This is a genomic window from Curtobacterium sp. AC268 (assembly GCF_979258745.1).
The window spans coordinates 470,406-492,834 of sequence record NZ_OZ409878.1 but is presented as its reverse complement, the minus strand read 5'-3'; the positions used below and the strand labels follow the sequence as shown (position 1 = coordinate 492,834).

20 protein-coding genes and 1 pseudogene are annotated in these 22,429 nt (G+C 70.3%); 4 read left to right on the top strand and 17 right to left on the bottom strand.

From position 1 onward, the window contains the following. Positions 1–2 precede the first annotated feature (2 nt). Complete coding sequence (locus ACZZ9K_RS02380) at positions 3–962, top strand: phosphodiesterase (RefSeq protein WP_463443255.1); 960 nt, start codon at positions 3–5, stop codon at positions 960–962. 521 nt (positions 963–1,483) lie between these two features. Here ACZZ9K_RS02380 and ACZZ9K_RS02375 read toward each other — a convergent pair. From ACZZ9K_RS02375 to ACZZ9K_RS02360, 4 genes are read right to left on the bottom strand one after another with little or no spacing between them, the layout of a single operon-like run. Further along, entirely contained in the window at positions 1,484–3,037 is a 1,554-nt protein-coding gene (locus ACZZ9K_RS02375) for a stealth conserved region 3 domain-containing protein (protein WP_138803345.1), read from the bottom strand. Positions 3,038–3,086: 49 nt separating this feature from the next. Beyond that, entirely contained in the window at positions 3,087–3,518 is a 432-nt protein-coding gene (locus ACZZ9K_RS02370; protein ID WP_463443254.1) for a DUF6804 family protein, read from the bottom strand. Next, entirely contained in the window at positions 3,518–4,102 is a 585-nt protein-coding gene (locus ACZZ9K_RS02365) for a GDSL-type esterase/lipase family protein (RefSeq protein ID WP_463443253.1), read from the bottom strand. The genes ACZZ9K_RS02370 and ACZZ9K_RS02365 overlap by 1 nt, the downstream gene beginning before the upstream one ends. Then, positions 4,099–5,631: an SDR family oxidoreductase gene (locus ACZZ9K_RS02360; RefSeq protein WP_035808300.1), complete on the bottom strand. Its 1,533-nt coding sequence runs from the start codon at positions 5,629–5,631 to the stop codon at positions 4,099–4,101. The genes ACZZ9K_RS02365 and ACZZ9K_RS02360 overlap by 4 nt, the downstream gene beginning before the upstream one ends. 43 nt (positions 5,632–5,674) lie before the next feature. Between ACZZ9K_RS02360 and deoC the strand changes: the two genes are divergently transcribed. The 3 genes from deoC to ACZZ9K_RS02345 all read left to right on the top strand — a co-directional run bounded on the left by deoC (position 5,675) and on the right by ACZZ9K_RS02345 (position 8,329). Continuing rightward, positions 5,675–6,406 (top strand): deoxyribose-phosphate aldolase, encoded by a 732-nt coding sequence (deoC, locus tag ACZZ9K_RS02355; RefSeq protein WP_463443252.1) that lies wholly within the window; start codon positions 5,675–5,677, stop codon positions 6,404–6,406. Between the two features lie 147 nt (positions 6,407–6,553). Beyond that, entirely contained in the window at positions 6,554–7,507 is a 954-nt protein-coding gene (locus tag ACZZ9K_RS02350; RefSeq protein WP_463443251.1) for an ROK family protein, read from the top strand. A gap of 204 nt (positions 7,508–7,711) precedes the next feature. Then, positions 7,712–8,329 carry a type IV toxin-antitoxin system AbiEi family antitoxin gene (locus ACZZ9K_RS02345; RefSeq protein WP_463443250.1) on the top strand — a complete coding sequence of 206 codons (618 nt, stop codon included), beginning with the start codon at positions 7,712–7,714 and terminating at the stop codon, positions 8,327–8,329. Positions 8,330–8,834: 505 nt separating this feature from the next. On the opposite strand, the gene ACZZ9K_RS02340 is transcribed toward ACZZ9K_RS02345, so the two are convergent. From ACZZ9K_RS02340 to thrS, 13 genes and pseudogenes are all read right to left on the bottom strand, one after another. After that, positions 8,835–11,159, bottom strand: a complete 2,325-nt coding sequence (locus ACZZ9K_RS02340; protein ID WP_231495664.1) for a RelA/SpoT family protein — start codon at positions 11,157–11,159, stop codon at positions 8,835–8,837. A 69-nt stretch (positions 11,160–11,228) separates the two neighbouring features. Then, the gene (locus ACZZ9K_RS02335) at positions 11,229–11,576 is read right to left on the bottom strand and encodes a rhodanese-like domain-containing protein (protein ID WP_463443249.1); all 348 of its coding nucleotides are present in this window, start codon (positions 11,574–11,576) and stop codon (positions 11,229–11,231) included. Continuing rightward, positions 11,576–12,580, bottom strand: coding sequence for a protein translocase subunit SecF (gene secF / locus ACZZ9K_RS02330; protein WP_138803340.1), 1,005 nt, complete (start codon positions 12,578–12,580; stop codon positions 11,576–11,578). The genes ACZZ9K_RS02335 and secF overlap by 1 nt, the downstream gene beginning before the upstream one ends. After that, entirely contained in the window at positions 12,580–14,331 is a 1,752-nt protein-coding gene (gene secD, locus ACZZ9K_RS02325) for a protein translocase subunit SecD (protein ID WP_110860016.1), read from the bottom strand. The genes secF and secD overlap by 1 nt, the downstream gene beginning before the upstream one ends. A 91-nt stretch (positions 14,332–14,422) precedes the next feature. After that, complete coding sequence (locus ACZZ9K_RS02320) at positions 14,423–14,824, bottom strand: preprotein translocase subunit YajC (protein WP_111024399.1); 402 nt, start codon at positions 14,822–14,824, stop codon at positions 14,423–14,425. Positions 14,825–14,914: 90 nt separating this feature from the next. After that, positions 14,915–15,957 (bottom strand): annotated as a pseudogene (gene ruvB / locus ACZZ9K_RS02315) (Holliday junction branch migration DNA helicase RuvB). After that, positions 15,954–16,574: a Holliday junction branch migration protein RuvA gene (ruvA, locus tag ACZZ9K_RS02310; RefSeq protein WP_463443248.1), complete on the bottom strand. Its 621-nt coding sequence runs from the start codon at positions 16,572–16,574 to the stop codon at positions 15,954–15,956. The pseudogene ruvB and the gene ruvA overlap by 4 nt, the downstream one beginning before the upstream one ends. After that, positions 16,571–17,218: a crossover junction endodeoxyribonuclease RuvC gene (ruvC, locus tag ACZZ9K_RS02305; RefSeq protein WP_434769168.1), complete on the bottom strand. Its 648-nt coding sequence runs from the start codon at positions 17,216–17,218 to the stop codon at positions 16,571–16,573. Before ruvC ends, ruvA begins: the two co-directional genes overlap by 4 nt. A gap of 2 nt (positions 17,219–17,220) precedes the next feature. Beyond that, the gene (locus ACZZ9K_RS02300; RefSeq protein WP_017887357.1) at positions 17,221–17,988 is read right to left on the bottom strand and encodes a YebC/PmpR family DNA-binding transcriptional regulator; all 768 of its coding nucleotides are present in this window, start codon (positions 17,986–17,988) and stop codon (positions 17,221–17,223) included. Between the two features lie 119 nt (positions 17,989–18,107). Continuing rightward, entirely contained in the window at positions 18,108–18,719 is a 612-nt protein-coding gene (gene pdxT / locus ACZZ9K_RS02295) for a pyridoxal 5'-phosphate synthase glutaminase subunit PdxT (protein WP_463443247.1), read from the bottom strand. Further along, positions 18,709–19,629 carry a pyridoxal 5'-phosphate synthase lyase subunit PdxS gene (gene pdxS, locus ACZZ9K_RS02290; RefSeq protein ID WP_027465600.1) on the bottom strand — a complete coding sequence of 307 codons (921 nt, stop codon included), beginning with the start codon at positions 19,627–19,629 and terminating at the stop codon, positions 18,709–18,711. The genes pdxT and pdxS overlap by 11 nt, the downstream gene beginning before the upstream one ends. A gap of 13 nt (positions 19,630–19,642) precedes the next feature. Further along, the gene (locus ACZZ9K_RS02285; protein WP_260678866.1) at positions 19,643–20,293 is read right to left on the bottom strand and encodes an HIT family protein; all 651 of its coding nucleotides are present in this window, start codon (positions 20,291–20,293) and stop codon (positions 19,643–19,645) included. Next, positions 20,293–22,314 carry a threonine--tRNA ligase gene (gene thrS / locus ACZZ9K_RS02280; protein WP_110863745.1) on the bottom strand — a complete coding sequence of 674 codons (2,022 nt, stop codon included), beginning with the start codon at positions 22,312–22,314 and terminating at the stop codon, positions 20,293–20,295. Before thrS ends, ACZZ9K_RS02285 begins: the two co-directional genes overlap by 1 nt. Positions 22,315–22,429 lie beyond the last annotated feature (115 nt).

The following is a 22,429-nucleotide window of genomic DNA, read 5'->3' as shown; positions in this document are numbered from 1 at the left end:
CGATGGACAGCCGGACGGCCGAACACCCCAGGCCGAACCACTTCCTCCTCCACCTCAGCGACACGCACCTCGTCTCCGGGGACCGCGATCTGTACGGCGATGTCGACTCCGCCGCTCGGCTCACGCAGATCGTCGCTGACATCGAAGCCTCGGGCACCCGTCCCGAAGCGATCGTCGTCACCGGCGACGTGGCCGACAAGGGCGAGCCGGGCGCGTACGCCCGTGTCCGCGAGATCCTCGAGCCGGCCGCGCAGCGCATCGGCGCGCAGGTCATCTGGGCCATGGGCAACCACGACGAGCGCGGCGCCTTCCGCCAGGAGCTCTTCGGCCTGCAGCCCACCGATCGCCCGGTCGACTTCGTCTACGACGTCAACGGTCTCCGCGTGATCACCCTCGACACCAGCGTGCCAGGGCACCACCACGGCGAGGTCTCCCCCGAGCAGCTCGACTGGCTCGCCGAGGTTCTCTCCGAGGCGGCTCCGCACGGCACCATCCTGGCGATGCACCACCCGCCCGTGCCGAGCGTCCAGGACCTCACCGTCCTCGTCGAGCTGCGCGACCAGCAGGCCCTGGCCGAGGTCGTCGAGGGCAGCGACGTCCTCGCCATCATCGCCGGTCACCTGCACTACTCGACCAATGCCGTGTTCGCCGGCATCCCGGTGTCCGTCGCCAGCGCCACCTGCTACACCCAGGACCTCACCGAGTACCAGGGCGGCACCCGCGGCCGTGACGGTGCGCAGTCGTTCAACCTCGTGCACGTCTACGGTCACAACGTCGTCCACTCGGTGGTGCCGATCGGGCACTACGCCACCGTCGGGCAGCCCGTCTCCGCGCTCGAGACCGAGGCGAAGCTCGCCGCACACGGCGTGACGATCCCCGCGGCCGTCGAGCCGGCACCGGTCACCTCGAGCATCCCGGTGTTCACGCTCGACTCGGTGCCCGTCTCCCCCGTCCACCGGTAGCGCCGCGCACTTCGCGTGCAAAGAGGTCGGGTCCGACATGCGGACCCGACCGCTTCTGCTCACCAATGGCGGGCGTGTGCGGTCACGACTCCCCGTCACTCCGCGGCGAGTGGTCACGTTCCGTCCGCCGGAGGCTCGGCAATCAACAGTTCGTGACCGCTCGGCGGGCAGCCAACGGGGTGTCGTGACCGAGCGGCGTCGTGTACGTCCCGACGGTCGGCCCGACAGCCGGGAGGCCCGTGGCGGGCCCGACCCGCGCCTCCCGGCCCGCGGAGTGGTCGCGACACACCGCCGGTGCTGCGTCGCGTGGTCGTGTTCCGTCGTTTGCGGGCGGCGCAGCCGACGGGCTGTGACCGCTCGGCGTGTGGGTGGCGGGGAGTCGTGACCGATGGAGGTCGGTGCCGCGTCCGAACCCGGCGGCTGGGCTCCGGCGCCGGGCTCGCAGGCTCGCCCGGAGCGCCCCAGCAGGCCGCTGGCGCGTCCCAAGCGCTGGGACGCTCCCAGCAGGCCGCTGGCGCGTCCTATGCGCTGGGACGCTCCCACGGCGCGGGGAACGGGAAGTAACGCTCGAGGAAGTCCGTCACGCGCTGCGTGCGCTCCTCGTCGCTGACCTCCGGGAAGCTGCCGTCGTTGAGGCAGAAGAAGTCCACGTTCCGCTTCTTCAGCAGCTCGTCGAGGGCCTTGAGTCCAGAGACCATGGTCGTGTCGATGTACCCGACGGCCGCGTTCTCCTGGATGATCGCCCGACCGGTGAGCAGCGAGTAGTAGTGGTACAGCGAGTTCGTCACCGAGATGTTGTCGGCGGCGCGGAAGCGAGACGCCGCAGTGGCCGCGAACTCGTCGGCGAACTCGTGCTCCATCTCGGTCATGATCGAGGCGCGCAGGGGCGTCGGCGCGTGCTCGAGGTGCCGGGTCGTCACCGCACCGAAGCGCTGCTGCAGCAGCTTGCGGTTGACCCGGGCGGAGTTCTCGAAACCGCTGCGTGCCGGGTTGTTGGAGCCGAGCCCGATCCGGGTCGACGCGAGGATGAACTTCGTGACCGATCCGGGGCTGTAGAACGCCGAGGGGTCGACGAGGCGCCCGAAGAACATGTCGTCGTTCGAGTAGATGAAGTGCTCGCTGATGCCGGGGATGTGGTGCAGCTGCGACTCGACGGCCTGCGAGTTGTGGGTCGGCAGCACGGACGGGTCGGCGAAGAACTCCTCGCTGCGGACGATCCGGACCTTCGGGTGCTCGGCGAGCCAGTGCGGCGCCGGGGAGTCCGTCGCGATGTAGATCTGGCGGATCCACGGCGCGAAGGTGTGCACCGAGCGGAGCGCGTACTTCAGCTCGTCGATCTGGCGGAACCGGGCCGGGGCGTCGTCGCCCTCGCCCAGGACGGCGTTCGACTGTGCGGCCTGGCGAGCGCGCTGGTACTCGATGGCGTTGCCGTCGACCCACGAGAAGACGATGTCGATCGGGAACCGGATGTCCGAGACGTGGTCGTCGAACATGTGCTCCACGGTGCGCCAGGTGCGGCCGTAGCGTTCGATGTCGACCAGGACGAACTCGTCGATCGGCAGGCTGCGACGCATCAGGGCGTTCTCGACGGGGGCGAGGACCTCGGTGTCGGTGACGCGCCAGAACTCGAGCTGGACGCTCGTCTCGGCGCCGTAGCGCAGGCGTCCGAGGGGTTCGAGCCGCGGGCGGAACACGCGGAGCACCGGTTCTTCGACGGATCCGAGCCCGTCGTCCTGCACGAGGACGGCCGGCTTGCCCGGGGGCTTCGCGTAGAAGGGCTCGTTGACGGCCGCGGACATCACTGCGCTCTCGGCTCGCTGGCGGTCCCGCTCGTCGAGGGCGATCACCGGGCGCTGGTCGTTGCCGCGGATGAGCAGGTGGTCGACGTCAGCCGCGGTGAGCGCGTCGTCGAGGAACAGCAGGTCCTCGATCATCGACTGCTGCGGCGTGAGGTGTCCGTTGATCAGGGTCAGTCGCCCCTTGCGGACGACGACGTCGGATCGGTCGAGACCGCCGGAGGACGGTCGAGGGTTCAGCAGAGGACTCTCGGTCACCGGCTCGGTCTCGTCGTTCATCCATGCCCTTCGGGTCGTGCGGTCGGGTCCTGTACCCGACCTGCCGATCCTACCGTCCGTCCGACTCGCGGGGCACCTTGACGACGATGCCCACCACGATGAAGAGCGCGGCGGCGACCAGCTGCAGGGCCGCCCACACCTCTCCGGGGATCGGCACCGCGACGAGCGGGTTCCAGCAGACGGCGACCGCAGCCATGAGCAGGGCGGCCCACCAGACCTTCCCGCGCACGCTGAAGACGAGCACGATCAGCGCGAGCACCGTGACGCCCCACCGGGCGAAGACGAAGCCCGACGAGTCGACGATGGCGACGCAGGCGAGCAGCACGATCGCTGCGATCATCGACGGTGCCAGTGCGGGGCGGGTGAAGGGCGGCGTGGCACGGACGCTGTTGGCCGGTGCGGCCGGTGCGGGTCGTGGCGACCCCGCGGGCACGCCGTGCTGGGACGACCCCACCGGGGGCCGCCCCTTGCGTGCGGCCATCAGTCCGAGGAACCGTCGAGGTCGATCGCCTGGATCGACCGCGACATCGGCGGCAGGTCGCGGACGCGCTCGAGCGCCGGCACCAGCTCACCGACCAGCGCGCGGTAGCCGTCTTCGGTCAGGTGCAGGCCGTCCTCGGTGAAGCGGGCGTCCAGGTGGTCGCCCTCGGCCAGGGCGGGCCACGCGTCGAGGTACTGCGCGTGGCAGGTCGCGACGAACTGGCGGAGGTGCCGGTTGGCTTGTTCGATCTTCGTGGCGTACTCGGCCTGCCGGGGCAGGATCGACACGAGCAGCAGGCGCACGCCCGGCAGCTCGCGGCGGAGCGTGACGAGGATGGTCTCGACGTTGCGGACCACGTGCTCGGCGCTCGCGCGGTGGTTGCCGAAGTCGTTCGTCCCGATGAGCAGCACGATCACCTCGGGCTGTTCGGCGACGACGGCGTCGAGGCGCGTCAGCACGCCGTCGGTCGTGTCGCCACCGATGCCCTGGTTCAGCGTGTGCTCGTCGGGGAGCCACGTGTCCCAGTCACCCTGTTCGGTGATGCTGTCCCCCAGGAAGAGGACGGGGCTGCGGTCGTCGGTCATGCTGCCTCCTCGTGCGCCGGCTCGGGGGTCTCGGTCTGCTGCGTCCGGTTGCGCTGCGTGGACCCGGTGTGGTCGGACTCCCGCTCGGCGGCGGCGGTGATGCGCTCGACCATACCGGGGAAGATGATGCCGTGGAACGGCAGGATGCCGTACCAGTACAGCCGGCCGGCGAGTCCCTGCGGGAAGTAGATCGCCCGCTGGTGGTAGTCACTGCCGCCGTCGGGGTTCGGTGTGACGGTCATCTCGAGCCACGCACGGCCGGGCGACTTGAACTCGGCGCGGAGCCGCAGGTACCGGCCGCGCTCCAGCCGTTCGACGCGCCACCAGTCGAGTGCGTCGCCCTGCTCCAGGCGCTGCTGGTCACGACGCCCGCGGTTCAGGCCGACGCCGCCGGCGATCTTGTCCATCCAGCCGCGGGCGACCCAGGCGAGCGGGAACGAGTACCAGCCGTTGTCGCCGCCGATCGACTCGACGACGCGCCAGACGTCCTCGGCGGAGGCACTGGAGTGCCGCTTCCGGTCGTCGACGTAGACCGTGTGCCCGGCCCAGTCGGGGTCGTTCGGCATCGGGTCGGCCGAGGCGCTCGAGAGCGTCGCACTGCGCCAGCTCGTCTGGACCTGGCCGCTGCGCATCTTGTTCAGCGCGAGGCGGACGGCCCGACGGTACGAGGTGAGCCCGCCCTCGGGCTGCGGCACGACGTCGTCGATGTCGTGCTCGCGCTGCACGCACTCGAACTGCAGCGACTCGATGATCGGCGTCGCGAGCTTGCGCGGGATCGGGGTGACGGCGTTGAACCAGTGTGCGGCGAGGCGCGGGGTGAGCACCGGCAGGACCGTGATCGGGCGCTGGGGCAGCTTCGCCTCGACCGCGTAGCCGTTCAGCATCTGGCCGTACCGCAGGACGTCGGGGCCACCGATGTCGAAGGTCCGGTTGACGTCGGCGGGGACGTCGAGCGCGGCCACCAGGTAGTACAGGACGTCGCGGACCGCGATCGGCTGGATGTGGTTGCGGACCCAGCGCGGCGCGGGCATCCACGGCAGGACGTCGGTCAGGTGCCGGATCATCTCGAACGAGGTGCTGCCCGAGCCGATCACGACCCCGGCCTGGTACGCCACCGTGGGCACACCCGAGCCGAGGAGGATCTCCCCGACCTCCTTGCGGCTGCGGAGGTGCTTCGACAGCTCGCCGTCCGGGTGCAGCCCGCCCAGGTAGACGAACCGGCTGACGCCGGCCGCCTTCGCCTCGCGTGCCATGGTCTCGGCGGCCTCGCGCTCGGCCGACTCGAAGTCGCCGTCGGCCCCCATCGCGTGGGCCAGGTAGTAGACCGCCTCGATCCCGTCGACGGCGGCGCGCACCGCCTCGGCGTCCTGGAGGTCGCCCTCCGCGACGTCGACCTCACTGCTCCACGGGACGTCCTGGAGCTTCCGGGGGTTGCGCACGAACACCCGGACGGAGTGGCCGGCTTCGAGGAGACGAGGGACGAGACGACCACCGATGTACCCGGTGGCGCCGGTGACGAGGACCTGCATGCCCTGCACGCTACGCGGCACGCCTGACGGGTAGGCTTGCCGGGTGGACAACGCAGCCTTCCCCGTCACCGTCGATGCCGTCCGCGGCCTCATCGACCACGCGATCCTGAAGCCCGAACTCACCCGCGCGGACGTCGACGCCCAGCTCGACGAAGCCACCGCCCACCGCGTCTTCAGCGTCTGCGTCCGTCCGAGCGACGTCGCCCACGCCGTGGAGCGCCTCACGGGCACCGGTGTCGGCGTCGGCACCGTGATCGGCTTCCCGCACGGCACCACGTCCACCGCGGCGAAGGTCGCCGAGTCGCTGCAGGCCCTGGCCGACGGCGCGTTCGAGCTCGACATGGTGCAGAACATCGGCGCCGCGAAGTCGGGCGACTGGCAGCGCGTCGAGCAGGACGTCCGCGCGGTCGTCGACGCCGCCGGCGACACCGTCGTCAAGGTGATCCTCGAGACCGCGTTCCTGACCGACGACGAGATCGTCGCGGCCTCGCGTGCGGCACAGACCGCCGGCGCGGCCTTCGTGAAGACCTCGACCGGGTTCGCCGGCGGCGGCGCGACGGCCGAGCACATCGCGCTCATGCGCCGCACGGTCGGTGCCGACACCGGGGTGAAGGCCTCCGGCGGTGTCCGCGGGCTCGACACCCTGCTCGAGATGGTCGAGGCGGGCGCGAACCGCATCGGCACGAGCGCGTCGGCCCGCATCCTCGACGAGGTCGCGCACCGCGCCGAGACGGGTGCCGCCTCGGCGCTCGGCGACGACACGACGTCCTACTGAACCCACGGGCTGAGCCGACCTGGCTGAGCCCACCGTGCTGAGCCCACGCGACCAGCACGACCCACCACGACCAGGCCGGTGCCCACCGGACGCGACGACGCGTCGGCGACCCGCACCGTGCCTCCAGACCGCCGCATCGGAGCGCGCATGTCCAGCACCGCACCCCAGTCCCCCGCCCTCGCCCTGGCCGTCGACCTCGGCGGCACGAAGGTCGAGGCCGCGCTCGTCACCGACCAGGGCGTCGTGCTGCCGGCGACCCGGTTCCGCAGCCCCACGGGGCCGCAGCGCACCTCCGACGAGCTGCAGGCCGCCGTCGACGAGGTCGTCACGGCCGCGCTCGGCGCGCTGCCGGCCGACGCGACGCTCGTGGGCGTCGGCGTCGGTTCCGCCGGGCCCGTCGACGAGGAGCACGGCCTCGTCTCCCCGCTCAACATGCCGGTCTGGCGCGGCCACCCGCTGCGCGAGCGGATCGCGGCGCTCGTGCCGGACGAGGTCCCGGTGACGCTCCGCATGGACGGCCTGGCGATCACCCTCGCCGAGCACTGGGTCGGCGCGGCCCAGGGCTACGAGCACGTCATGGGCATGATCGTCTCCACCGGTGTCGGCGGCGGGCTCATCCTGCACGGTCGCACCGTCAGCGGACCCACGGGCAACGCCGGCCACATCGGACACGTCGAGTGCGGCGGCTACGACGACCCGTGCGCCTGCGGGGGCACCGGTTGCCTCGAGGCGATCGCCAGCGGCCCGAAGACCGTGGCCTGGGCACGTCGTCAGGGCTTCGCGGGCACGACCGGCGAGGAACTCTCGGCCGCCTACGCCGCCGGCGACGAGATCGCCGTCGCCGCGGTCCAGCGGAGCGGCCGCGCCCTCGGGCAGGCCATCGCCGCCGCCACGAGCCTGGTCGACCTCGAGATCGTCGCCATCGGCGGCGGGTTCTCGCACGTCACGCCGGACCTGTTCGAGTACGCACGGCAGGCCGTGGCGGAGCGTGTCGAGTTCGGGTTCGTCACGAAGGTCCAGATCGTGCCGACCGGGTTGTCCCAGGACGGTCCGCTCATCGGTGCCGCTGCGCTCGTGCACCGCGCCGACGTCCTGCGCTGAGCGCGCACGTCCCGTCCGGTCGGGCTCGATCCGGCGCGCGGGCGCGGCTGGTCGCGTCGTCGACGCGGCCGACGCGGCCGACGCCGTGGACGTGACCGGCGACGGCCTGGAGGCGCGGTGCGGACCCGCCACGCGCCTCCAGGCCGGTCGACGGCTTGTCCACAGGGCTGTCGGTCGTGCGCGCAGGTCAGGCAGGATGTGCGGGTGCCCCGCCCGCGACTGCTGACCAGTGACGACTGGCCGGAACCCGAGCTGCGTGCGGCGGTCCTGGCCGGCGAGCTGGTCGCCGTCGGTCCCTGCTGGGCCTCCCCCGCCGAACCGCAGACGCCGTGGTTGCGCGCCGCCGCTGCAGCCTGGGTCCTGCGGGACTCACGCCTGATCGCCTGCACGCTGACCGCCGCGTGGATCTGGGGTGCGGTGTCCCGGCCGCCGGCGCCGCTCGAGGCCTGCATCCCTCCGCAGGTGCGCGTGCACGTCGGGCCGGACGTCCGCCTGCGAGAGGTCCGGATCGACGTCGACGACACCGTCGAGCTCTCGCGGCTGCGGGTCACGCTGCCGGGGCGGACCGCGGTCGACCTGCTCCGGACTCCGGGGCCGACGGCCGGTGCGTTCGGGGTGGCCGAGGCGACGGCCGTGCACGGGCTGCTCGCGATCGGGGCGGTCACGGCCGACGAGCTGCAGGCGCGTCTGAGGTCGCTCGGGAGGATCCCCATGGTGCGGCAAGCCGAGCGGCGGTTGCGGGGGCTGCCGGGGCTGCCGGGGTTGCCGGGGCTGCCGGGGTTGCCGGGGCTGCCGGATGCGGCTGGGGGCGCTGCGCGCTAGGGCGGCGCGCGGGCGTTCGCCGGGCGGTCACGACACCCCGCTCACTTCCGCCGAGTGGTCGCGAACTGTCGGTTGGCGGGGCCGCAGCCGACGGTTCGTGACCGGTCGGCGGTGCCCGTGCGACGAGTCGTGACCGGTGGACGAGCGGGAGGCACGGGAGGCGCGGGGCGGGGCTGCCGCGGGCCTCCGGTCCGGCGCGTGCGGGCGTAGCGGCGGTCAAGACACCCCGCTCGCGTTCGGCGAGTGGTCGCGGACCGTCGATTGGCGGGGCCGCAGCCGACGGTTCGTGACCGGTCGGCGGTGCCCGTGCGACGAGTCGTGACCGGTGGACGAGCGGGAGGCACGGGAGGCGCGGGGCGGGGCTGCCGCGGGCCTCCGGTCCGGCGCGTGCGGGCGGTCAGGACACCCCGCTCGCGTCCGCCGAGTGGTCGCGGACCGTCGATTGGCGGGGCCGCAGCCGACGGTCTGTGACCGGTCGACGGACGGGCCGCGCGGGGCCCTGCCGCTAGCCGGCGCTGACGCGGTAGACGTCGTAGACGGCGTCGATGCGTCGCACCGCGTTCAGCACGCGGTCGAGGTGGATGGTGTCGCCCATCTCGAACACGAACCGGCTGAGCGCGAGACGGTCGGACGAGGTCGACACCGTCGCGGACAGGATGTTCACGTGGTGGTCGGTCAGCACCCGGGTGACGTCGCTGAGCAGACCCGACCGATCGAGCGCCTCGATCTGGATCTGCACCAGGAACACCGACTTCGACGACGGGGCCCACTCGACCTCGATCATCCGGTCGGGTTCGTTCATGAGCGACTTCACGTTGGTGCACGACGACTGGTGCACGGAGACGCCCTGGCCACGGGTGATGAAACCCACGATCTGGTCGCCAGGCACCGGTGTGCAGCACTTCGCGAGCTTCACGAGGATGTCGGGCGCACCGCGGACGAGCACGCCACTGTCGCTCGTGCGCAGCTGACGACTGGTGACCTGGCGCGGGAACGCGAGTTCTGGTTCGTCCGTCTCGGTCTCGGTCTGGACGTTGCCGAGGACCTTCTCGATCACCGACTGCGTCGACACGTGGCCCTCGCCGATGGCGGCGTACAGGGCGGAGACGTCCTCGTACCGCATCGACGAAGCGACCTCGGCGATGCTGTCCTGGCTCATGATGCGCTGGAGCGGCAGGTTCTGCTTGCGCATCGCCCGGGCGATGGCGTCGCGACCCTGCTCGATCGCCTCTTCGCGGCGCTCCTTGGTGAACCACTGCTTGATCTTGTTGCGCGCGCGCGGACTGCGGACGAACTGCAGCCAGTCCTGCGAGGGGCCGGAGTCGGGGTTCTTCGACGTGAAGATCTCGACGACGTCTCCGCTGGACAGCTGGCTCTCGAGCGGGACGAGCCGGCCGTTGACCTTCGCACCCATCGTGCGGTGGCCGATCTCGGTGTGCACCGCGTAGGCGAAGTCGACCGGGGTGGCTCCGGCGGGGAGACCGATGACCTTGCCCTGCGGCGTGAAGACGTAGGTCTCCTTGGCGCCGATCTCGTAGCGCAGCGAGTCGAGGAACTCGCCCGGGTCGCTGGTCTCGGCCTGCCAGTCGGTGATGTGGGCGAGCCACGCCATGTCCTGGTCGTCCGTGGTCGACGAGGTACCGGCGTCACGGCCGGCAGCGCGCTGCTTGTACTTCCAGTGGGCGGCGACACCGAACTCGGCGCGCTGGTGCATCTCGTGTGTGCGGATCTGGATCTCGACCGCACGACCCTGCGGTCCGAGCACCGTGGTGTGCAGCGACTGGTACAGGTTGAACTTGGGGGTCGCGATGTAGTCCTTGAAGCGACCGGGCAGCGGGGTCCACCGTGCGTGCACCGAGCCGAGCATGGCGTAGCAGTCGCGGACGGTCGGCACGAGCACGCGGATGCCGACGAGGTCGTAGATCTCGTCGAACTCACGACCCCGCACGATCATCTTCTGGTAGATCGAGTAGTACTGCTTCGGCCGGCCCATGACGTCGCCACGGACCTTGGCGGCCTTCAGGTCCTTCTTCAGGGTCCCGATGACGTTCTGGACGAACTGCTCGCGCTTCGGCTGACGTTCCTTGACCAGGCTGTCGATCTCGACGTAGAGCTTCGGGTGCAGGACCGCGAACGACAGGTCCTCGAGCTCGAGCTTGATCATCTGGATGCCGAGCCGGTGCGCGAGCGGCGCGTAGATCTCGAGCGTCTCCTTCGCCTTGCGCGTGGCGGAGGCGGACTCGACGAAGCCCCACGTGCGGGCGTTGTGCAGGCGGTCGGCGAGCTTGATGACGAGGACGCGGATGTCCTTCGACATGGCGATGACCATCTTGCGGACGGTCTCGGCCTGCGCGCTGTCGCCGTACTTGACCTTGTCGAGCTTGGTGACGCCGTCGACGAGCATCGCGATCTCGTCGCCGAAGTCGGCCCGCAGCTGGTCGAGCTGGTAGTCGGTGTCCTCGACCGTGTCGTGCAGGAGCGCCGCCGCGATGGTGATCGTGCCGATGCCGAGGTCGGCCAGGATCTGCGCGACCGCGACGGGGTGCGTGATGTACGGCTCACCGGACTTGCGCTTCTGCCCGTCGTGCGCGCGCTCGGCGACCGAGTACGCACGCTCGATGAGCGTCACGTCGGCCTTGGGGTGGTGCGAGCGGACCGTGCGGATCAGCGTGTCCACCGCGCCGGCCGGCTGGGCGCGCGAGAACAGGCGCGGCAGCAGCGAGCGGAGGGAACCGAGGTTGCCGGTGGTGTTCGGACCGATCGGACTCGAGGGCCGTGGAGCGGAACCCGGGCGGCTCGGCGCGGACGGCTCTTCGCGGGTGTCCGTCATGATGCGCCTCCCAGGACTCGGTCCGAGAGCTCGATCCGAGCTCGATCCGACAAGACTACGCGTCCCCGGTCAGTGCCCGTGACGCGGTTCGCCCTGGGCGTCGCGCTGCACCGGCGCCCCCGCCTGCTCCCACGCGAGCATGCCGCCGGAGAGGTTGACGGCCGGCACGCCCGACTGCTCGAGCGCCGCGACGATGCGCGACGACCGGCCGCCGGAGTGGCAGACGATGATGGCCGGCTGGTCGCCGCCGTCGATCTCCTGCCAGCGGTCCACGAACTCCGACATCGGCACGAGCGTGGCCTGGGGAGCGTGGACCTCGTCCCACTCCCCCTGCTCGCGGACGTCGAACAGGCGGGCTCCGGCGTCGAGGCGGCGCTGCGCCTCGGCGACGTCGATCTCCTGGATCTCGATGGGCATCAGACGCTCGCCTCTGCCGCGTCGACCTCACGCCGGCGCTTCTCGGCCGCCGCGGTCTTCTTGGCGTCGGACTCCTTGATCTTCGGCTCGTTCTCGCGCAGCTGCGCGTACATCGGCGACGCGATGAAGATCGTCGAGTAGGTGCCGACGATGATGCCGATGAACAGTGCGAGCGAGATGTCGCGCAGGGTGCCGGCACCGAGCACGTACGACCCGATGAAGAGGATCGCCGCGACCGGCAGCAGTGCCACGACCGAGGTGTTGATCGACCGGACGAGGGTCTGGTTCACCGCGAGGTTGACCGACTGCTTGAACGTCCGGATGGATTCCTGCGCGGTGTTCTCACGCACCTTGTCGAAGACCACCACGGTGTCGTAGAGCGAGTACCCGAGGATCGTCAGGAACCCGATGACCGCCGCCGGCGTGACCTCGAGTCCGACGATGCCGTACACGCCGGCCGTGATGAGCAGGTCGTGCAGCAGCGCCGCCATCGCGGACAGCGACATCTTCCAGGTGCGGAAGTACAGCGTCATGAAGACCGCGGCGAGGGCGAGGAAGATCACGAGACCACGGATGGCCTGCGCGAGCACGTCGGCACCCCACGTTGCACCGATGAAGGTCGCGGCGACCTGGCTCTCCGGGACGTCGTAGGCCTTCGCCAGGGCGTCCTGCACCTCGGTCGTCTGCCGGTCGGTGAGCTGCCCGGTCTGCACGCGGATGCCGTGCGTGCCGAGCTGCGAGACGCGCGGGATGGACTCCGGGACGACGTCCTCGACGGTCTCGGTGGCGAGGTTCTGGTCGAGCGTCTTGACGTCGGAGATCGTGAACTCCGAGCCGCCGGTGAACTCGATGCCGAGCTGGTACCCGCCACGGAGCCACGGGGTGACGAGTGAGATCACGATCATCGCGAGGGCGATCAGGTACCAGGTCTTCCGGCGCCCGATGATGTCGTACGACCGCTTCCCCGTGTAGAGGTCGCTGCCGAACTGGCTGAAGCTGGCCATCAGTCGTCCTTCCCGTCCGGCGTCGAGCCGTTGTCGCCGGAGGCCTGCTGGGCCTTCCGCTCCGCGATCGTCTGTCGGCGCTGTGCCTCACCGGCACTGCGCTGGCGTTTGCCGTCCACGACGGGTGCGCGGAACTGGGCGCGTCCCCGGTAGACGGCACCGAGTGCTGCCGGGTCGAGACCACTGAACCGGTGCCCCTCGCCGAAGAACCGGCTGCGGGCGATGAGCTGCATCATCGGGTGGGTGAAGAGCGCGACCACCACGATGTCGATCAGCGTCGTGAGGAGCAGCGTGAACGCGAAGCCCTTCACGTCGGCGACCGCGAGCACGTAGAGCGTGACGGCGGCGAGGAAGTTCACCGCGTCGGACGCCAGGATCGTGCGGAGGGCGCGCTTCCAGCCGGACTCGACCGCGCTCTCGAGGGCACGGCCGTCGCGGAGTTCGTCACGGATGCGCTCGAAGTAGACGATGAACGAGTCCGCCGTGATGCCGATCGCGACGATCAGACCCGCCACACCCGCCAAGGACAGGCGGTAGTCGACGCGCCACGACATGATCGCGATCACCAGGTAGGTGAGCACCGCGGCGATCCCGAGCGACAGCACGGTGACGAAGGCCAGGGCCCGGTACTGGATGACCGAGTAGATGATCACCAGGATCAGCCCGATCAGGCCCGCGACGAGGCCACCGATGAGCTGCGCGGTGCCGAGCGTCGCCGAGATGTTCTCGTTCGACTGCACCTGGAAGTTGATCGGCAGCGCACCGTACTTGAGCTGGTCCGCCAGGGTCTTCGACGACTCGGCCGTGAACGAGCCGGTGATCTGCGCCTTGCCGTTCGTGATCGCGGAGTTCGTCGTCGGCGCGGTGATGACCGAACCGTCGAGCACGATCGCGAACTGGTTCTGCGGCTGCTGGAGCGAGACGAGACGGTTCGTGACGGTGCGGAAGTCCTTCGAGCCCTCGCCGTTGAACGTCAGGTTGACGGCCCACTGGCCGGTCGACGTGCCCTGCGAGTCGGTGGCGAGACCCGAGGTGGCGTTGCTGATGTCGGCACCGGAGACCTCGACCGGTCCGAGGATGTACTTCCCCGCGCCGTCCTGGTCACAGGTGACCAGGGGCTCGTCGTCGGGCGCCGTGGTGACGTCGTCCGGAGCAGCGCAGTTGTAGTTGGTGTACAGGTCCTGCAGCTTCGGCGTGACCCAGTTCAGGTCGCTCGCGTTGGTCGGCTTCGCGCTCGGCGTCGCGGCGAGCGAGGCCGGCGGCGAGTACGGCGTGGCCGAGGCGGTGCCCTTGCCGTCGTCACCGACGGCGGAGTTCGTCGCGGCCTCGGTGAAGAGCACCGGACGGAAGGTCAGCTTCGCGGCTGCCTCGATGCGGTCGATCGTGGCCTTGTCGGGACGACCCGGGATCGAGACGACGATGTTGTTCGCGCCCTGGGTGTTGATCTCGGACTCGGAGACACCGGTGGCGTCGATGCGCTGGCGGATGATGTTCACCGCCTGCTGCAGCTGCTGCGAGGTGACGGAGTCGCCCTCGGTGTTCTGCGCCGCGAGGGTCAGCTGCGTGCCGCCCTGCAGGTCCAGAGCCAGCTCCGGCACCCAGCTCGCGCCCTGGTACCACTTGTCGGTGTCGTCCTTCGAAGAGCCGGCGAGGATCGACGCGGCGGTGTTCACGCCGGCGAGGATCGCCATCAGGATCACCAACCAGGTGAGCGAGCGCAGCGCCTTCTTGACGGGTGTCGATCGTGCCACCGGTCGTCTCGTCTTTCTGTTCAGGACCGTCGGCACACCGTGCGACGGCAGAGGGAAGCCACCGGGTCAGACGACCCGGCGGCCGAGGGCGTCAGTCGTCGGACTTGCGCTTCGTGGCGTCGGTCTCGTCGACACGGTCGGTGTCGACCCGCTCGCCGTAGACCGGCTCACCGTTGAGCTCGGCCACCGGCTTCGGCTCGTCCTCGGTGGTCGTGGTGGTCTCGACGTCGGACGCGTTGTCGTCGACGACGCGCGACAGGGTCTGACGGTGCACGGTGACGACGGTCCCCGGTGCGATCTCGACGTCAGCGGTGACCTTCTCCTCGTTCACGGAGAGGAGCGTGCCGTAGAGGCCGAAGGACAGCATGACCTTGGCGCCCGGGACCATCTTGTCCACGAGTTCGGCCTGCTGCTTCTTGCGCTTGCGGCTGTTGTAGAACATGAAGGCCGCGAACGCCACGACGATGACGATGAGGATGACTTCTTGACCCATGATGCGTTGCCTTCTCTGGTTGCTCGGTTTCGGGCCGTAGCAGTCTAGGGCACGCCGGTGTCCGTGGCATGTCACCCGACTGATCGGCGGTCAGGCGGTGGGTTCCGGGTCGTCGAAGAGCCCCGGCTGCCCGCCGTCGCCCTGCCCCGGGGTGAGGCCGAGGTGTCGCCAGGCCCGGGGTGTCGCGATGCGCCCGCGGGGGTGCGGGTCACGAGTCCGACGCGGACGAGGAACGGTTCGACGACCGACTCGATGGTCTCGGACTCCTCGCCGACGGAGACGGCGAGGGTGTTCAGGCCGACCGGGCCCCCGTCGAACCGGGTCAGCATGGTCTCGACGACGGCTCGGTCGAGCCGGTCGAGGCCGAGTTCGTCGACGTCGTACAGGTCGAGCGCACCCTGGACCGCGGCCATGCCGTCGGTGGTGCGGTGCACGAGGGCGTAGTCGCGCACCCGGCGGAGCAGGCGGTTCGCGATGCGTGGGGTGCCACGGGAGCGTCCGGCGATCTCGCGCAGGGCGGTCCGGTCGATGTCGAGTTCGAGCAGGTGGGCCGCACGGATCAGGACCTGCTCGAGCTCGTCCTTCTCGTAGAACTCGAGGTGGGCGGTGAACCCGAAGCGGTCGCGCAGCGGGTTCGGCAGCAGGCCGGCCCGGGTGGTGGCCCCGACGAGCGTGAACGGCGCGAGGTCGAGCGGGATGCTCGTGGCACCGGCACCCTTGCCCACCATCACGTCGATGCGGAAGTCCTCCATCGCCAGGTAGAGCATCTCTTCAGCCGAGCGGGCCATGCGGTGGATCTCGTCGATGAACAGCACTTCGCCCGGGACCAGGGACGACAGCACGGCGGCGAGGTCACCGGCGTGCTGGATCGCCGGGCCGCTCGACATGCGCAGCGGTCGCCCGGTCTCGTGCGCGACGATCATCGCGAGCGTGGTCTTGCCGAGGCCGGGAGGACCCGCCATCAGGATGTGGTCGGGCGTGCGCTCTTGCATGCCCGCGGCCTTGAGGAGCAGGTCGAGCTGCCCGCGGACCTTGCGCTGCCCGACGAACTCGTCGAGCGAGCGCGGACGGAGCGCACCTTCGAACGCAAGTTCTTCCTGCGACTCGGCGCCGGCGGACGTGATGCCGCTCACCGGCCGGCTGCCGCGGGTCGGAGCGCACCGAGGGCGGCGCGGAGCAGGGCCTGGGTACCCATCGCGGCGGCACCGGGCTCGTTGGCGACGGCGTCGTCGACCGCGGTCTGCGCCGCGTCTTCGCGCCAGCCGAGGCCGATGAGCGCCGAGACGACGTCGAGCGCGGCGGGGTGGACTGCGGTCCCCCGTGCGGCGGCGACCACGGCAGCCTGCTCGAAGGCCACGAGCTTGCCAGAGAGCGCGACGATGATGAGCTTGGCGGTCTTCGGGCCGATGCCGGAGACCTTGCGGAACGCGCCGTCGTCCTCGTTCGCGACGGCGTTCGCGATCTGTGCCGGGTCCATGTGGGCCAGGACGCCCATCGCGGACTTCGGGCCGACGCCGGAGACCCCGCGGAGCAGGTCGAACACCTGCAGCGCGTCGGTCGACTCGAAGCCGAAGAGCAGGTGCTCGTCCTCGCGCACGATCATGGCGGTCCGCACGAACACCTCGGACCCGTGGCGCATCGTCAACGCGTGTGCGGGGGTCACGGTGACGGCGTACCCGACTCCCCCGACCTCGATCACCACGGCCGAACCGGCGATGTCGATGCAGGTGCCCCGGAGACTCGCGATCATGCTCCGAGCCTAGGGCCGGCCACCGACGACGCCGACCTGCCACGCTGCGGGCGGGCCGCGGCGGCGGCCGCGCGGGCCAGCGGCGAGTCGACGGTACCGCCCTGCGCGTCCCGCCAGGCGCGCTGTGCGGGGGTGAGGTTCGTGGCACGCGAGCCAGCGGCGTCGGGTGACCCGAGCCTCCAGGCATGGCACACGGCCAACGCGAGCGCGTCGGCGGCGTCGGCCGGCTTCGGGGCCTCGTCGAGCCCGAGCACGCGCGCGATCATGGTCTGCACCTGACGTTTGTCGGCGTTGCCGTAGCCGGTGACGGCGGCCTTGACCTCGGACGGGGTGTGCAGCCCGACGGGCAGGCCGCGGGCGGCCGCGGCGTGCAGCGCCAGGCCGGCAGCCTGCGCGGTCCCCATCACGGTCCGGACGTTCGCCTGCGCGAACACCCGCTCGACGGCGACCGCATCGGGGTGGTGCTCGTCGATCTCGGCGGCGATGCCGTCGGCGATGCGGAGGAGCCGCTGCTCGAGCGGCATGTCCGGCGGGGTGCGCACGACCGTCACGTGGACGAGTCGTGCGCGCCGGTTCGGTGCGACCTCGACGACGCCGACGCCGCACCGGGTGAGCCCGGGGTCCACCCCGAGCACACGGAGCACGGCTACTCGCCCTCGTCCTCGTCGAGCTCGGCCTGGACGTCCGCGGGGATGTCGAAGTTCGAGTAGACGTTCTGCACGTCGTCCGAGTCCTCGAGCGCGTCGATCAGGCGGAACACCTTGCGGGCGGTCTCGGCGTCGACCGGGACCTTGAGGCCGGGGACGAACTCGGCGTCGGCGGAGTCGTAGTCGATGCCGGCGTCCTGCAGTGCGGTGCGGGCGGCGACCAGGTCGCTCGCTTCGGTGATGATCTCGAAGCCGCCGCCCTGGTCGATGACGTCCTCGACACCGGCGTCCAGCACCGCGGTCATCACGGTGTCCTCGTCGAGGCCGTCGGTCTTCGTGACCGAGATGACGCCCTTGCGCGAGAAGTTGTAGGCGACGCTGCCCGGGTCGGCCATGGTGCCGCCGTTGCGCGACATCGCGGTCCGGACCTCGGCCGCGGCACGGTTCTTGTTGTCCGTGAGGCACTCGATGAGCATCGCGACGCCGTTGGGGCCGTAGCCCTCGTACATGATCGTCGTGTACTCGATGGTCTCACCCGTGAGACCCGCACCGCGCTTGACGGCGCGGTCGATGTTGTCGTTGGGGACCGAGGTCTTCTTCGCCTTCTGCACGGCGTCGACCAGGGTCGGGTTGCCGGACATGTCGGCACCGCCCATCTTCGCGGCGACCTCGATGTTCTTGATCAGCTTGGCGAACGACTTGGCACGGCGCTGGTCGATGACCGCCTTCTTGTGCTTGGTCGTTGCCCACTTGGAATGCCCGGACACGGTTCTCCTTGCGTCTTGCGGAAAGTCCCGCTCAGTTTAGCGGCCCTGTGGGCCGAACACCGGCCTGGAGGCGCGGCGCGGCTTCCGTCCCGCCGGTGCGGCGGGCGGGCGGTGACGCCTCAGGCGCTGCGCACCAGGTCGAGGAACCGGCGGTGGAAGCGGTCCTCGCCGGCGACCTCGGGGTGGAACGCGCTGGCGATGACGTTGCCCTGCTGCACCGCCACGACCTGTCCGTCGGGCAGCGCACCGAGGACGTGGACGTCGTCGCCACGCTGCTCCACGACGGGGGCGCGGATGAACACCGCGTGCACAGGGGCCTCGCCGAGGTCGGGCATCGGGATGTCGATCTCGAACGAGTCGTTCTGCGCACCGAACGCGTTGCGGCGAACGGTGGTGTCGAGCACGTCGAGGGTCTGCTGCCCGCTGATGCCGTCGGTGATCCGCGACGACAGCATGATCATGCCGGCGCAGGTGCCGTAGGTGGGCAGGCCACCGCGGATCGCGTCGGCGAGGGGATCTGCGACGCCGAACGCGCGGGACAGCTTGTCCATCACGCTGGACTCGCCCCCGGGGATCACGACACCGTCGAGGGTCTCGATCTCCTCCGGGCGACGGAGCGGCACCACGTCGGCGCCGAGCTCCGTCAGCGAGGCGATGTGTTCGCGGAAGTCACCCTGCAGCGCCAGGACCCCGATGCGGGGCCGAGCGCCGCTCGTCGGACTACCAGCCACGCTCGGCGAGGCGGTGCGGAGCGGGGACGTCGGCGACGTTGATGCCGACCATCGCCTCGCCCAGACCACGGGAGACCTCGGCGATGACCCGGGGGTCGTCGTGGAAGGTCGTCGCCTTGACGATCGCAGCGGCACGGGCCGCCGGGTCGCCGGACTTGAAGATGCCGGACCCGACGAAGACACCGTCGGCGCCGAGCTGCATCATCATCGCGGCGTCGGCCGGGGTGGCGACACCACCGGCGGTGAAGAGGACGACGGGGAGCTTGCCGGTGCGGGCGACTTCCTGCACGACGTCGATCGGCGCCTGGAGCTCCTTGGCGGCGACGTAGAGCTCGTCGTCACGCAGGTTGCGGAGCGCCGCGATCTCCTTGGTGATGGTCCGGATGTGCTTGGTGGCCTCGGACACGTCGCCCGTGCCGGCCTCGCCCTTGGAACGGATCATGGCCGCACCCTCGGTGATGCGACGGAGCGCCTCGCCCAGGTTGGTGGCACCGCAGACGAAGGGAGTGGTGAACTTCCACTTGTCGATGTGGTTCACGTAGTCGGCCGGCGACAGCACCTCGGACTCGTCGATGTAGTCGACACCGAGCTCCTGCAGCACCTGCGCCTCGACGAAGTGGCCGATGCGGGCCTTCGCCATGACGGGGATCGACACCGCGGCGATGATCTCCTCGATCATCGAGGGGTCCGACATGCGGGCGACGCCGCCCTGCGCACGGATGTCGGCGGGGACGCGCTCGAGGGCCATGACGGCGGTCGCACCGGCTTCTTCCGCGATGCGGGCCTGCTCGGCGTCGACGACGTCCATGATCACGCCGCCCTTGAGCATCTCGGCGAGTCCGCGCTTGACGCGGTCAGAGCCGGTGATCGAGGTGCCAGGGGTGCCGGAGGTGCTGGTGCTGTCGCTCATGATGCCGACCAGTCTAGTGCGCCCGGGGCCACCCGTCGGCGACGAGTCGACGGGTCTCGCCGAGCAACTGCGACATGGACTTGGTCCGGGCGATGATCGGGAAGAAGTTCGCGTCCGACTGCCACCGCGGAACGATGTGCTGGTGCAGGTGTGCGGCCACGCCGGCACCGGCGACCTCGCCCTGGTTCATGCCGATGTTGAACCCGTCGCAGTGCGAGACCTCGCGCAGGACCCGCATCGCGGTCTGGGTCAGCTCGCCGATCTCGCGCAGTTCGTCCGGCGTGGCCTCGTCGTAGAGCGGGACGTGGCGGTACGGGCAGACCAGCAGGTGCCCGTTGTTGTACGGGAACAGGTTGAGCAGCACGTAGGCGTGCTCGCCCCGGGCCACGATCAGGGCGTCCTCGTCGGACATCCGCGGGGCTTCGCAGAACGGGCAGTCGTCGTCGTGGCCGCGACCCCGGCCTTCGCGGCCGGCGTCGATGTAGGCCATCCGGTGCGGGTTCCAGAGCCGCTGGAACGCGTCCGGGACGGCTGCACCGGTGGCCGCATCGCGGATCACCAGCGGATCGGTGTCCGCGCCCTCGGTGCCCGCGGCGGTGGGACCGGCCACGTCGTCGACGTGACCGGTCCCCGCGGCCTGCTCCGGGCCTCCCGACGGTGCCATCAGACCTGCGTGCGCTCGCGGATCGCGGTGAGGATGCGGTCCACGGCCTCGTCGACGGGCACCGCGTTGTCCTGGCGGCCGTCGCGGAAGCGGAAGCTGACGGCGCCGGCGTCGCGGTCGTCGCCACCGGCGATGAGCTGGAACGGCACCTTCGCCTTGGTGTGCGTGCGGATCTTCTTCTGCATGCGGTCGTCCGAGTGGTCGACCTCGGCACGGACACCGTGGGCACGGAGCTTCGCGATGACCTCGTCGAGGTAGTCGCCGTACTCGGCCGCGACCGGGATGCCGACGACCTGGACGGGCGACAGCCACGCCGGGAACGCACCCGCGTAGTGCTCGGTGAGGACCCCGAAGAAGCGCTCGATCGAGCCGAACAGCGCGCGGTGGATCATCACCGGACGCTGACGCGAGCCGTCGGCCGCGGTGTAGTCGATGCCGAAGCGCTCGGGCAGGTTGAAGTCGAGCTGCACGGTCGACATCTGCCAGGTGCGCCCGATGGCGTCGCGGGCCTGCACCGAGATCTTCGGGCCGTAGAACGCCGCACCGGCGGGGTCCGGCACCAGCTCGAGGCCGGACTCCTCGGCGACCTGGCGCAGGGTCTCCGTCGCCACGTCCCAGACCTCGTCGTCACCGACGTACTTCTCCGGGTCCTTCGTGGAGAGCTCGAGGTAGAAGTCGTCGAGGCCGTAGTCGCGCAGGAGCGAGAGCACGAACGCGAGGGTCGTTGTCAGCTCCTCCTTCATCTTCTCCTGCGTGGTGAAGATGTGCGCGTCGTCCTGGGTCAGGCCGCGCACGCGCGTGAGGCCGTGGATGACGCCGGACTTCTCGTTGCGGTACACCGTGCCGAACTCGAACATCCGGAGCGGCAGGTCGCGGTACGAGCGGGGCTGCGACCGGTACGCCAGGATGTGCATCGGGCAGTTCATCGGCTTGAGGTAGTAGTCGGCGCCCTGCCGGGTGACGTTGCCGTCCTCGTCCTTCGCCTCGTCCATGTGCATGGCCGGGAACATGCCGTCCTTGTACCAGCCGAGGTGCCCGGAGGTCTCGAACAGGTCGCCCTTGGTGATGTGGGGCGTGTAGACGAACGAGTAGCCGTTCTCCTCGTGCCGACGGCGCGAGTAGTCCTCCATCTCGCGGCGGATGATGCCGCCCTTCGGGTGGAAGATCGCCAGGCCGGAACCGATCTCGTCGGGGAACGAGAACAGGTCGAGTTCGGCGCCGAGCTTGCGGTGGTCGCGCTTGGCGGCTTCCTCGAGGCGCACCAGGTACGCCTTGAGCTGGTCCTTGTCGGGCCAGGCGGTGCCGTAGATGCGCTGCAGCTGCGGGTTCTTCTCGGAGCCGCGCCAGTACGCGGCGGCGACGCGCATGAGCTTGGCGGCGTTGCCGATCCAGCGGGTGTGCGGGACGTGCGGGCCGCGGCAGAGGTCCTGCCAGAGCACCTCGCCCGACTTCGGGTCGACGTTCTCGTACACGGTGAGCTCGCCGGCGCCGACCTCGACGCTCTCGCCGGAGTCGCCGTCGGACGCCGCACCCTTGAGGCCGATGAGCTCCTGCTTGTAGGGCTCCCCCGCCATCAGCTCGCGTGCCTGCTCGTCGGTGACGACCACGCGACGGAAGCGCTGGGCCTGCTTGACGATGCGGTCCATGCCCTTCTCGATCGCCTTGAGGTCTTCGGGGGTGAAGGGCTCGGCGACGTCGAAGTCGTAGTAGAAGCCGTCGGTGACGGGCGGCCCGATGCCGAGCTTGGCGTCCGGGTTGATCTGCTGCACGGCCTGCGCCAGCACGTGGGCGGCCGAGTGCCGGAGGATGTCGAGTCCGTCCTGCTCCTGCAGGGTGACGGCCTCGGCGGTCTCGCCGGCCTGCACGTCCGCCGCGAGGTCCTTCAGGACACCGTCGACGCGGATCGCGACCACGCCGCGCTCACCGTCGAAGAGCTCGGTGCCGGTCGTGGTCGTCGTCGCGGTCCGGGGCTCGGGTGCCTGGGGAAGCTCGGCGGGCGCGGGTGCGACTGACTCGGTCACGATGATGGGACTCCTCGATCGAAATGGTGCGTCAAGACTAGTGCGAGACGTGCTCGCGTGCGGACGCCGCGGATGCGCCTGTGGAGAGGACGGATGCCGCCCCGACCGCGCAGTC